Source organism: Pseudomonas oleovorans subsp. oleovorans, from assembly GCF_002197815.1.
Taxonomy (GTDB): Bacteria; Pseudomonadota; Gammaproteobacteria; order Pseudomonadales; family Pseudomonadaceae; genus Aquipseudomonas; species Aquipseudomonas oleovorans.
This window is the reverse complement of record NZ_NIUB01000028.1, coordinates 53,928-65,580: the sequence shown is the minus strand read 5'-3', so window position 1 is coordinate 65,580 and position 11,653 is coordinate 53,928. Positions and strand designations below refer to the sequence as shown.

Below are 11,653 nucleotides of genomic sequence, written 5' to 3'. Positions count from 1 at the left end.
CAAGCCAGGGTTTGGCTGGCGGTGTCAAGCGATGCGGTATAGGTAGTCAAAAGGGCTTCTCCCATGCACTGATTTGAGCGCTAATTATATGATATTTATGGATAATTTCCAAAGTTGATGACATTGGGGGTGGATGGGGGCGATGACGCCCTGATCGGTGCTCGTCTTCATGGTGGCTCCTGTGCGATTGAACTGGAGCCATAGTGAATGCAGTCGAGCAGTGTCACTGAACTGCTGGCACTAATCCTCGGACTAGAGCGTGGGAATTGGCGAGTCGAATCCCAGCCGCTTGCAAGTCGCCAAGCGAAAAATCCTCAAACCTCAAACCTCAAACCTCAAGCCTCAACGCTGGCGCCGAGGGGTGGAAATCGCAAAGCCCGAGAATAGGACGCGAGAGAGGGCAACCACGCATCCTGGGATCGACCGATTGGGAGCGGGAGGTGACGGCCAGTCTCTGGAAGTGAGGTGCTGGTATCTCCTGCGGGCAGGGGGTGGTTTCAGTTGCCGATACGCAGGTTGTGAAGTGGTGGTGCCATCTGACTACTCGAAGTGCTGAACATTGGCGTCAGGAGGCAGATTTGGAAGCCGAATCTCAAGCCACGGTACGGGGGCCGAGCCATCAGAGCCGATCTTGCCTACTCACGCCTGACTCCCAAACATCGGGAATCAACGCTGCCCGCGCCCGAACATGGGAGCCGAGCGGCCAAGTCCCACCGTGCAGGCTCACATCAACGCTCGCTTCCGAATCTGAGAGCTGAGGGGCCGAAGCTTCACTCAACCCCGCCTCCTGCCTGAACAACACCAGCACGCTCTCAGACAACACGGTGTACGCAAGCAGAAATGGCGGCGCACAAGCGACATGGCCATCGCATGTGCCGACAATAGCAGGACACACGCTATGGGATGTTTGTAATGGACCAGCAACATTCTCGCGCTACCGATACAGCGCCAGTAGTAATGTACTTGCATGCAGATAAATGCTCAGCCGCCTCGACCGCAACCTTCCTCGAAAGGCTTGGTATCCAAATGGTTGAAGCTGACCTGTCTGGCGCCAGCTACAGCATGGACATAAGCGTCAGCGAGGTGCCTGTGCTGCTTGTTGGAAATCAAGTCCTAGACTGGCCGGACTCATTCAACACGCTTTGCGGTCAGCTCAAACATGGCGGCGAGGATCGATTGATCATCGTAATGACTGATCGGGCCATCACCTTTGATGAGCGCAGACGGCTTTCCAGTTTAGGTAACGTTCGGCTAACGAGCGTGCAGGACGAGCCCAAGCGTGTCCGTGACCTCATCCGAGATTGGATGAGGGACCGGACAATGCTGGGCTACCGTGTGCTCCTGGTTGAGGACAGTAAGACCGACGCCTACCTTGCCTCGAAGTACATGGCCGAGGTTGGGGTGGAGGTATTGCACATTACCAGTGCGGTAGAAGTCCTCGATGCTATTGATGCCTTCCAGCCTGACCTGATAATTAGCGATCTTCACCTGCCAGAGTGCGAAGGTGATCAGATGGCTCGGATAATCCGCCAGGACCGAGAGGCTACTATGCCGATCATCTTCCTATCAGCCGAAGGCAACAGCGAGAAGCAGCTGATCGCTATTGCTGCGGGTGCAGACGGGTTTATCCGAAAGCCGCTCCACAAAGAGCCCTTCATCAAGGTGCTCAAGTCTACGATCAGGCGCTCTGTCGCACTGCAAAATCGCATGCGCCGCGATCCTCTCACTAACCTACTGAACCGCTCGCAGTTCGATTCCATAATGCGGCGCCTGTCAGAGCGTGGAGAGGTATGCGCCCTGGCGGTCCTTGATATTGACCACTTCAAGAAAGTAAATGACACCCATGGCCACCCTGTCGGCGACCAAGTTATTTGCCATCTGGCGAAAGTCCTAGAGGATGGCGTTCGAAGCACTGACTATGTTGGACGCATGGGCGGTGAAGAATTCGCCCTTCTCATGCCGGCCTGTGATTTAGCTAATGCCGAAGTCGTGCTCAACTGGCTGAGAGAGAGATTCGCGGTGGTGGCAATGTCGGGGGAGGGGGGGGCTGAGTTCTGTTGTACGTTCAGCGGAGGGATGACAACGCTTGGAATGGATGCGAGTGCTGCGTACAAGAAAGCCGATCAGGCCCTATACGATTCTAAAAAGGCGGGGCGGAACCGAGTGACAGTTCGCCCCTAAGCCATTTAAGCAGTCATGCAGGTAGCTTGCGGTTCTTCGTTCGCCGCGTCGGCGGGCTGGCGCTCGGTGGTATGTGCCTGAGCGTGGGGAAAGCTCGACAGGGTAGAGTCGAGGTCCTGGTCAGCCGCATCGCTCGCGACGACTGCGGCACCCTCAAGAGTTACCTCCGGGTGGTCGTCATGAGTGAGCAACGCTTTCAGTAGCACCTCATCGTCGTCAAACCGTGCTACCGGAAACCCTTCTGGCATGGTCACTCGCTCAAGGTGCTGACGAATATCACCGTAGGTGAGCACGCTGCGGGTGCGCATCATTTTCACCAGATCGGCCAGTACCTTGCGATTCTCCAGGCAGGCAGCATAGCAGCGGTCGAAGACATTCTTCCTGAGCATTGCGATGCGTGAGGCCTTGATCTGGGCTTCATGCACGTTGATGGGGGCTGCATTGAAGGTTCGATCAGGTCGTAAGGTCAGATAGTTGCTTGCAAGGTGGTCGAAAGACGTTAGGTCATCTAGCGCGGCCTGACTCGATTTACCAGTAAGTACCTTCTCTGCCGCAGAGCCCATCATCAGCATATGCAGGCGCCAGTAGAGGAAGTCCTCGGTATTGACGAGGTTCGTATTGCTGTACACGCGGGCAACACGTTCGTTGGCGTCCAGCTCCAAGCTGAAAGCGTCATCGAACAGTACATTCGAACCTGCGTAGCCGATTGCGCGACCCGCCTGATGAGTCAGGAGGCGGGTTAGGTCGGCAATCGTCACTTGGAATGCGGGTTGCTGTGGCACCGAAGGCTTAATGCCTGGAACAGCGACCAGGGAGTGGCCCTCCTTTGCATCTTCACCATTCGAGCGCTTGGCTGGGGCTGCAAAGAAGTACCCTATGGCTACGATTGCCAAAGCCACCGCGCCACTGGCAACGATGGTCAGGTTCGAAACCACATACGAGCTGACCGGCTTCCAGGCTACGAAGCAAATGAAGGAAAGACAGGTGATGGCCCAGCTCAGATTGAGCCCGGCCATCATGCCTTTACTGACTGCGTTCGCAACTTCGCCCGTTCTGGCCAGCACAATCTCCCGGATCAGCAGGGCAAGTCCCAAGACCAGAGACAGCAAAATCGCCATGGTGCAGGCGCTCGCCACAAATGCACTCGGCTTGGAGTCGTACCGATACTGGGCTACGACAAACATGGCCAGAAACGCAGCGTTCAGCAAGCAGGCCGTGACCCAGTTTGGGATCAGGCCACCAGCATCTTTCAGATTATGCAGTCCCATAGTCTCACCGATGTGTTAGAGGGCTTCGAGATTGGCCGGAGTGGCGCCTTCGGCAGCAGTGGCTGTTTCAGCCACTGGTTTAGCTTCAACAGCCTGACCCTGCGCGAGTACGGCATCCTGCACTTTGGCAGGCTCAGCGTCGTTCTGAGTCGCCGAGGGTTGCGCTTTCGAAGCTGCTTCAACCTGACCAGTGGGGGGCGTAGCGCTGGGTTTCACTGGCTTGGCCTGCTCACCTTTCGAGGCCCCGTTTTTAGATGCGTCTTTGGTGGAAGCCGCAGGCTTAGCTGTGGGCTTTGCCGCTGCCTTGGCCGGGGTGGAAGCCGAAGCCGCAGCATTGTCACGGCCCTGGTTTTGGCGCTGCTCATTGCCACGCGCTTGAGCACCATTGCTGCGACGATTGCCGCCACGGCTGGAGGCCTCCAGTTCTCGCTCGATCTGTGCCAGCTCGGATTCGAACTGAGCGGTTGCCTGTGCGAATCGGTCCATGGCGCGTCGGCCTGCATCGCGGATTGCAGGTGGCGCCATGGCGATCTGGATTGCGCGCTGCTCGATTCGAGAGACGCGGACGGTGTTCTGACACATACGAGCGCTGTACTCACCAGTGATAGTGATGGTGCGCTGCGGCAGGGTGATATTCGGTTGATTCGACTTCTCAGCCATGTGAGTCATCCTTTGCTGATTATGGGTTGGTTCCGTGGCTCCGCAGCAACGTCCAGGTGCTCACTTCATCGGTGCAGACCTTGAAGAAGTGGGTCAAGTCGCGGCTGTGTTTGAGTAGGGACGCTGTGTCATCAGTGACCACAGCACCCCATACGTCTACCCACACAAGGTGGGCGACTTTGTAAGGCATGTAGCAAACCTCCACATGCCTGTAGTTCGGGTCGCGGAGGTAAACCTTCGCTGCGTAGAGGATCAGTAGAACAATGAGGACCAAGTGAACGATTTGGCGGAATGGGCCTCGTTGAGCTGGTGCGCTTTCAGGCATTCGGTTCTTCCTTGTCTATGGATATGACGTGGCCTGTTCTGCGGCGGACATTGGAAATGGCTTCGTCCAAGCCCATTCCGGCTCGAAGCAATTGTCCAAAAAGCCGACCCGCTTCAAGGCGCAAATCAACCCGCACGCCAAGTAGGGTGGCGTGCTTGTCGAACATGATTCGGGAGGTAGGTGTTAGACACTCGGCTACCGTATGTATGCGGTTGACGGCCTGAACATCCGGCGCAGCGACGTTGTAGAGCGAGCGGAGCATCAACGCGAGGTATTGCCCTGCGTTCATTCGTTTCGCAACCAGTGTGTGAAGCATTCCAGACTGGCCCGAGCTGAGCAGTGCATCTGCGTCATCCATGCCTGCACCCAGAGGGATGATGCTCAACACAATCCCCAGTGACTCACAATTACGAATGGAGGTGATGGCCCCGTTCCAGCCGGCCTGATCACCATCAACCATGTGAGCTACCTCGGTGATGCCCCTGTTCTGGAGGTACAGGGCTTGGGCGCCGTTGATAGAGGCACCGCCCACGGCACAGCCCCATATCTCGGAATGCTGTAGTGCCCACGCATCCATCGTGCCTTCCACGCAGACAAGCACACCGGGCTTTCGCTGGTTGAACAGGTATGGAATGTCCTTCTTGAGCGAGACGGAGAACTTGTACTTCTTGACCTGTTTGCCCCCAGAGCCAACAGGGATACGGCCCCAGAGCCGGTCCTCGCCATCAGGGTGCGGCCAGTAGCCGACTACTCTGCCGGATAACCCAGTTAGCAGGGCTCCCGATTCATCGGCCTCAACGTAGCCACAAGCTAAAGCGTCTTCTTTGGTGAAGCCCAATGCAGTAAGGCGCGTAAGAATTTCTTGAGGTGTCGTGTAGTAGCCAAGCCGCATGGCTGCCATATGCTCAGGGGTATAGCGTCTTGCTTCCTGGAATGCCTTGAGTGCGGCGGCGTTCTCACTGGCCATCTTCTGGGTGATCTGCCAGATGGCTTTGCCAATTCGAATCTCAGCAGCGCCTTCCCGTTTAGCTTGAGCGCCGGACTGATCCCGCTTAGGAGGCTCGACCCTGGCCGCCTCGCAGAGAGTAGAAAAAATCTCGCCATGGTCGTAGCCGCTGAGAAGCATCGCGTCCCAGATGCTGGTCGATTTGCCGCACTCCTTTTTACGTGGGCAGTTGATGAATCCACTGAACGGGAAGTAGAAGGCCTCTTTGGCTTTGCAGGCTGGGCACGTCAGTGGGTAGGAGCCACTGCCAGTGCGCTGTTTGGGATCAAAGCCATCGAGCAGGTTCGCTTGCACTGCATCGAGGCGGGGGAATACCTCGCGGCGTAGGAACTCCGCAGGGGAGAAATCGTTCATCAGCACCTCAGACCGCTGTTTCTTCACTGGGGCACTGCTTACCGAGCAAAGCCTGCACCTCGGCGGTAGACCAGCCGAGTTGGTTGAGCACAGCCTTCATCTTCTTCTGAATGCTCTGCCTGTAGCGCGAAACCATCTTTGGGGTGGTGCCGACCTCCAAAGCAACCATTGAGCGATCCTGGTAGTTCAAAAGCAGGTTCCGCAGCACGTCTACCTCCCTGTTGGTCAGGTAGTGGCGAAACCGCTCGATCAGAAGGTGGACCATTTGGACATGTTCCTCTGGTACGAACTGGGATTCGGAGAGGAACTGGGGCTGATAATTTGCTTGAGCCTCCAGATAGCTGTTCACGTCAGCTATGTAAGGAAGCATCAACGAATGCGCCGCTGGGAGGTAGGAGTCGTCAGCGTCATCGGGGGTGCGGGAGACTTCCTCTATATAGATGAGGTCGCCAGGGCTTACCTGCCCGAAAACCTGCTCAGCAAGTCGGCAGCGGATCAGGCGACGAAGGCTCCCGTAGATAAATCGATCACGGTTCTCTGGCTCGACCGACGATGCGCAGTTGGCAAGGATGCCGGGGAGCGCGTCATGCAGCATCGGGTAGATTTCATGCAGCAGCTCATCGTTGCTCATCTGCGCTAGGCCGAACTTCCGGTATCGGCCAAGGGCATCCCTGGCCGACATGATTAGGAAGCCGCGTGCTTTGTCAGAGGTCAGGATCACCCACGGGTTAAGTCCCCGTAGCTCCTGCTCAGTAAGCTCTGCCAACCATGTTGTGCGGTGTTCCACGGCGTGCCTCCTACCAGCATCCGTCGATTGGAACGGCCTTGGCCGCTCCCCCCTTCTGTCATTCGTGGTGGGGTCTTCTGCCCCGTTGACGCCATTGGCGTTCAGTCCTGTCGATTCTTGGGATATGGGAAATGGCGTGCAACTCAACCCGGTGCATTTACATGCGCTTGCGGGCAGTCGGGTAGACAAGGTGGTGCTGACGTGTGTGAAAAGGGTTCGAGTGTGTAGTGGGAGGGGGAGGGTCGTTATAAAGGTGTTATCGAAATCAGAGCCGAGGGCAATCACGATGAATACGAACAACGCGCACCCGTCACCCAAGGAGATTCTGGAGGCGTTTCACGCGAAGGTCGCTGGGCGCCTGCACGCGTTCATTAAAGAGACGCATCAAGGACGGCCAGCAGTGAGCTGTCTCTGGAATGAGACTCCCAACAACACTCTCAAGGACGTTGTTTTCGTGGGCGAGGATGGGTTCGATGCCTTGGCTGTCGTTCGGGCTACCAACAAAAGCATGAAGGCCAGCGAGCACGTCGTTGGAATGCTCGTTGAGATGTATACAGCGCAGCACAAGCGTGAGGTGGGTGTGGAGGTTGAGTTCTAGCGCTCGCCTCGCACCTCCGTAGGAGCCGGCCATAAGCCGGCTTTTTTATTGCTCGCGGGTACTGGAGGTGGAATCTGGGGTGGGGAGGGGAGAAGTACGCACAATAATTATATTAGATGGTGTTTTAGGTCGATTAACTGGTCTGTACGTGCATTGTGGGTGCGTGGGTCGTTGATGCTGCTGGCACCTTATCAATTATTCTATAGCGGTAGGATTTAGCGTAGCTATCTGGTCAGTGGCATGGGAAGGTTAGCTGGTGCAATCCGGCGAGTTTTGGCGCAGTCCAGCCAATTATTATAGCGGCGATATATATCCATATTTTCTGGTCTGTTCTTGCGTTTCACTGCTTATTCATTGGGTGCGGTGCAAATCATCCAGGCTCATTTCGGCGAGGCCCCCCTGCGTAATCGACCCTCTTTCAGGCTGAACTGCGGCATCGAGCCACTGCCCGGCTTTTCATCTATTGATGGAGGGCGCGGGTGGCTGGGCGAATTTATCCGTGTCGTCGAATGAAATCCCGCTTTCAATGGTCGCACTAGGATTCTGTGGGCTAGTCGATGCGTTGCGCTGACAAATAGTGTCCCGGTGAGGCATCCAGTGGATTAAAGCTGGAATTAGAAGTGCGGCGGCGCCTTCCAGTCGGGCTCCGAGTGATATACAGATAAATCTAAGGTGCTTTCAAGTGCCGAGCCAGATGGCGGCGGTGCTAGCACGGCAATCCGCAGTGGATTCTCAGTGGTTTTTGGGGTGATGGAACAGGTAATCCAGTTCTTCCGTAGAGAGGATTTAGCGAGGGGCAAGGATTATCTAGCGCCGCCTACATGCAGGCTTGGGTTCTATCGATGGTGTGCAGGTGTAGATCAGTAGAGCCGCGACGGTGCGCAAGATGAGGGCGGTTCATTTCTGATGGCTTGGTGCGGGTGGCTAGAAGAAAAACTAGGGCACGCCACCAACTTTCCGGGTTGGCATGGGGGCTTTCTGCTTTTTGGCAAAGACTATTGCCCTCTATGAAAACCACATGAGTTTCCGTCTGTTCTGGCAGCGATGAGTAACGGCAACGGGTTCGGATGCAACGTAGGTGCTATCTCAGGACAATCTGCTGTATCCAACCAGACATGCCGCTTCAATGACCCGTGAAATCAATCCGAACAAGTACGAGAAAGCTGAGTATCTGGCTCAGTTAGATGCGGCCAGGACTCGGCTGCTGGCTACACGGACGCTAATCCTTGACTGGGTGAATCGTCTGGATGAGCACGCAGCGGCAGCCTTCATCAAAATCGAACCCTTGGTTTCTCTGTTCCCACGCAAGCTGCCAGAAGGTAGCTATCGAATCGTCTTCGAGATTCATACAACTCCCAAGCGATACGGCGCGCTTGGAGTATCACTGCGCACCGACACAATGAGGACGGACCTATCAAAGGTCGGCCCATCTGGAGTCGCAAAGGTTCTTGGCTCGCATTGCGGTTCAGTTGAGGCCAAAAGCCATGCTCTAGCGTTTCAGGCGTTCGATCAGTTCAACGAAAGAGTCGCGTCACTCCGGCCTTTTGGTGTCGAGCTGGAGTCGTTGCCTGTTGGCGGGCCTGTACTCCCTCGTTGGTTTGAAGCTCTGCATGCTTATGGATTGAAATGCCGCCCAGTCCTTGCGGCAGCATTCGACCGATTCCTTGAGCTGTCTCGCCAACTGGACGAGGCAATGTTCGAGTTCAACTCGACCATGGGTCCGGTTCGCTATAGATCGATTCGTTGTACTTACACCATTGATGATTTCGACCTGCTGGGTCCCGCGAGCCCATCCCTCAAGGTGGTCACAAGCATCAACCCTCATACGCGCCGACGCCGTTACAACCAGATGGTTGATTTCAAGAAGGCGTTGAAGAAAAAGCGAATCGGTCAGAAGCTGCGGCGCGAGCTGGGGCGTGAGCCTGACAAGCTGGAGGTTCAGCAAGCAATAAAGGCTCTCAGACCAAGGCAGGAAACTGCCTGGATCACTAAGGATGTGATCAAGGCTTGCTACCTCGGCAGGTCGATCAACGATGTATTTGAAGCTCAAGAAAAACTGGTAGCCGTTATGCAGTCCTGGACCGCTTTGCGGGCGCAGTTGCAAGCACTACTTCCTAAGAAGGGGAAACCATGACCAACACTACGAACGAACAATCCCTGATTGCCATTGATCTGGGGAACGGGACCACCTCCTACATCGCCGGAAACGGCAAGCAAGGGAGCTTCCCTTCGCTCGTCACACCTTATAAAGACACCAGCGGGCTTGGATTGGGCTTCGCGAAGGAAGGCTTCACTACCAAAGATGGCAAAAGCTTTCTTGTCGGCGAGAGCTGTCGCGATGAGGGAGCCCCTTCGCGCAGCACAGATTCGTCGTTCTACTCATCCAGCACGATCCACATTCTTCTGCTCAAGGTCCTCCATGAATGTGACATCAAGAATCCAGTGATCGTGACCGGGCTCCCCACCGAGTTCTATGAAAAGGAGGTTCAGAAGTTCGAGGAAAACATCCGTCGCTGGGCAAAAGGTGAAGGGTTCCAGGTGAAAGCTGTAAAGGTTGTGCCCCAGTGGGCAGGCCCATGGTTTGATGATCAGCTGGAGAACGAGAGCGGCGAGCGCATTCCTCTCGATCTAGTCCTCAAGGGTAAGTGGGGCATTATCGACATTGGGCAAGGGACCACCGATGTTGGCCAGTTCAACAATGGGCGCGTCTCGGACAAGCGCCATGGTGAATCGAAGGGTGTATCGGATATTCACAAGGCGATATTCACGACCTTGAAAACCAAGCCAGAGTCCCTGGTCGCTGAGGGTAAAAAGACTGCCTTGATCCCCAAGGAATTCACGCTGGACAAGCAGACCACGGAATACACCATTGACCAGTGGATTCGTGATGGTTACATCCCGTGGCGGGGACAGAAGCTGGACATGAAAGGAATCAGCTCTCCAGCTAGGAACGAGTTTGCCAAAGACGTTCTGCCGCGCTGCATTGAGAAAGTATGGGGCTCAACTGATTTCCTCGCAGGCATGATCTTGGCCGGAGGTGGAGCAAGCGTGCTCGGCCTGGATGTGTTCAAGCAACACATCCACTGCCCGATCTATCAGGCGAAAACACCTGAGCTGAGCATCGTGCGTGGCTTTTACCGTTACGCCAAAACTCAAATCCTGCCGATGATTGACCAATGAAAGATGTAGTTCAGATCAAAGCCGAGCTGTTCGAAGGGCAGCACGACGCGCTGATAGCGTTCTACGAAACCTATCCTAGGCTTTTCGTGAACAAGCTGCTGTTGCGCTTGTGCGAGGCCTTCATGCCTACCTACAAACCCAATCTCTCGTTTTTTCGTCCCCATCCGGCTACGCCGGGCGCGAAGTCCCGAAAGATTGCGATCAGGGTCGATAAGGACCTTTGTCCAATGTTTTGGCAGTTCTACAAAGAGCTGCCGTATGGGTCCCGAGTGCTAGTCGCCATCAACCTCATGAACCACTACGTCCAAATGGTTGAAGGCGATAGGCAGATGCTTGAGCAAGTTTACTGGAAGGGGACGATGGAAGACCTCCCAGCCGTTGCTTCCGTTCAGGAGGCTCAACGTGAAGCTCAGCCGCTTGAGCCCTTAGCAGAAGGGAATCTACAAGCAGTACCACCTGACAACTCGTCCTCGGATGATGACGCTGCTCTCGCGCCTTCCCCGACCATCGACCCTTTATCAGCAGTCCATGTCGGGCTTTGACAGGAAGCCGTTGTTCATACAACCCTGAGCAACGGCTCCTATCCTCCGCCAACTCAAACATCCCCAATCCAAAAGTGGGTTAGCCCGTCTGAATGAGTCAGCTCTAGCTGCACTAAATCACCCCACTGGTGGAATGAATGGATCAGCGCAGCAAGCTCTGTTTCATTTCCATGAGCGACCAAAAGCGGGGCCGGTGTAGCCGCAGCTAGAATCTGTTGGGCAGTCATCCTTGATGGATCAATACGAAAAGTGATCCTAGATGGTGCAGCTTTGGCAGCAGCCACCAGGGCGAGAGCCAATTCATCGCAGTCCGCAGCCCTGATCATTGCCGATGCACCCAATAGCAGCCGCCGCTGGAGCATGAAATCTCGAAGTGATCGAATCGCTTGGCCATCCAGCTGGTGGCAATTCGAATCGAACAGATGTTGTCCGAGAGTAACGGTGGAAGTGATGTGCTCGTATCGATGAGCTTGACCGAGAAGAAACTGGCGCTGGGTCCCATCGGAACGAGGACGAACCTGAAAACCGTACCTGGAGCCTCGATAAGAAGGCAGCCGACCATTTCTTGGAAGTCGGCCAGGGCGACGTTGTGGTAGCTGCGATGGTTGGCTAACTGAAAGGCCATGCGGCGAATGAAAGGATTGGAAGGCTCGGGCCACTCAGGTTCAAGCTGATCAGCTTCGAAGGATAGCTTATCGAGGCCAGCCCAAAAGCCGTCCTCTGGCTGATAGAACAGGTCATTGTCCATCGTC

The 11,653-nt window shown here is 55.5% G+C and carries 10 protein-coding genes; 5 read left to right on the top strand and 5 right to left on the bottom strand.

Annotated features, from left to right (window positions below):
* Nucleotides 1-912: 912 nt before the first annotated feature.
* Nucleotides 913-2,181, top strand: a complete 1,269-nt coding sequence (locus PSOLE_RS16590) for a GGDEF domain-containing response regulator (RefSeq protein WP_158212583.1) — start codon at nucleotides 913-915, stop codon at nucleotides 2,179-2,181.
* A 5-nt stretch (nucleotides 2,182-2,186) separates the two neighbouring features.
* Here PSOLE_RS16590 and PSOLE_RS16585 read toward each other — a convergent pair whose 3' ends face one another.
* From PSOLE_RS16585 to PSOLE_RS16565, 4 genes are all read right to left on the bottom strand, one after another.
* Nucleotides 2,187-3,449, bottom strand: a complete 1,263-nt coding sequence (locus PSOLE_RS16585; RefSeq protein WP_074857383.1) for a hypothetical protein — start codon at nucleotides 3,447-3,449, stop codon at nucleotides 2,187-2,189.
* Nucleotides 3,450-3,464: 15 nt separating this feature from the next.
* Nucleotides 3,465-4,109, bottom strand: a complete 645-nt coding sequence (locus PSOLE_RS16580; protein ID WP_020309078.1) for a hypothetical protein — start codon at nucleotides 4,107-4,109, stop codon at nucleotides 3,465-3,467.
* A gap of 317 nt (nucleotides 4,110-4,426) precedes the next feature.
* Nucleotides 4,427-5,794 carry a toprim domain-containing protein gene (locus PSOLE_RS16570; RefSeq protein WP_037005471.1) on the bottom strand — a complete coding sequence of 456 codons (1,368 nt, stop codon included), beginning with the start codon at nucleotides 5,792-5,794 and terminating at the stop codon, nucleotides 4,427-4,429.
* A gap of 7 nt (nucleotides 5,795-5,801) precedes the next feature.
* Nucleotides 5,802-6,581, bottom strand: coding sequence for a helix-turn-helix domain-containing protein (locus PSOLE_RS16565; protein ID WP_020309081.1), 780 nt, complete (start codon nucleotides 6,579-6,581; stop codon nucleotides 5,802-5,804).
* Between the two features lie 286 nt (nucleotides 6,582-6,867).
* Between PSOLE_RS16565 and PSOLE_RS16560 the strand changes: the two genes are divergently transcribed.
* From PSOLE_RS16560 to PSOLE_RS16545, 4 genes are all read left to right on the top strand, one after another.
* A complete protein-coding gene (locus PSOLE_RS16560) occupies nucleotides 6,868-7,179 on the top strand; it encodes a hypothetical protein (RefSeq protein WP_074857385.1) in 312 nt (103 codons plus the stop codon).
* Nucleotides 7,180-8,257: 1,078 nt separating this feature from the next.
* Nucleotides 8,258-9,313 carry a hypothetical protein gene (locus tag PSOLE_RS16555; protein ID WP_139204934.1) on the top strand — a complete coding sequence of 352 codons (1,056 nt, stop codon included), beginning with the start codon at nucleotides 8,258-8,260 and terminating at the stop codon, nucleotides 9,311-9,313.
* The gene (locus PSOLE_RS16550; protein WP_074857388.1) at nucleotides 9,310-10,359 is read left to right on the top strand and encodes a ParM/StbA family protein; all 1,050 of its coding nucleotides are present in this window, start codon (nucleotides 9,310-9,312) and stop codon (nucleotides 10,357-10,359) included. Before PSOLE_RS16555 ends, PSOLE_RS16550 begins: the two co-directional genes overlap by 4 nt.
* Nucleotides 10,356-10,901: a hypothetical protein gene (locus PSOLE_RS16545; RefSeq protein WP_074857390.1), complete on the top strand. Its 546-nt coding sequence runs from the start codon at nucleotides 10,356-10,358 to the stop codon at nucleotides 10,899-10,901. The genes PSOLE_RS16550 and PSOLE_RS16545 overlap by 4 nt, the downstream gene beginning before the upstream one ends.
* A gap of 322 nt (nucleotides 10,902-11,223) precedes the next feature.
* Here PSOLE_RS16545 and PSOLE_RS16540 read toward each other — a convergent pair whose 3' ends face one another.
* Nucleotides 11,224-11,649, bottom strand: coding sequence for a hypothetical protein (locus tag PSOLE_RS16540; RefSeq protein WP_074857394.1), 426 nt, complete (start codon nucleotides 11,647-11,649; stop codon nucleotides 11,224-11,226).
* Nucleotides 11,650-11,653 lie beyond the last annotated feature (4 nt).

Bases quoted from the DNA above. Each gene is read 5' to 3' on its own strand.
- PSOLE_RS16585 (WP_074857383.1), bottom strand. From the start codon at position 3,449: ATGGGACTGCATAATCTGAAAGATGCTGGTGGCCTGATCCCAAACTGG.
- PSOLE_RS16560 (WP_074857385.1), top strand. From the start codon at position 6,868: ATGAATACGAACAACGCGCACCCGTCACCCAAGGAGATTCTGGAGGCG.
- PSOLE_RS16590 (WP_158212583.1), top strand. From the start codon at position 913: ATGGACCAGCAACATTCTCGCGCTACCGATACAGCGCCAGTAGTAATG.
- PSOLE_RS16540 (WP_074857394.1), bottom strand. From the start codon at position 11,649: ATGGACAATGACCTGTTCTATCAGCCAGAGGACGGCTTTTGGGCTGGC.
- PSOLE_RS16545 (WP_074857390.1), top strand. From the start codon at position 10,356: ATGAAAGATGTAGTTCAGATCAAAGCCGAGCTGTTCGAAGGGCAGCAC.
- PSOLE_RS16570 (WP_037005471.1), bottom strand. From the start codon at position 5,794: ATGAACGATTTCTCCCCTGCGGAGTTCCTACGCCGCGAGGTATTCCCC.
- PSOLE_RS16550 (WP_074857388.1), top strand. From the start codon at position 9,310: ATGACCAACACTACGAACGAACAATCCCTGATTGCCATTGATCTGGGG.
- PSOLE_RS16580 (WP_020309078.1), bottom strand. From the start codon at position 4,109: ATGGCTGAGAAGTCGAATCAACCGAATATCACCCTGCCGCAGCGCACC.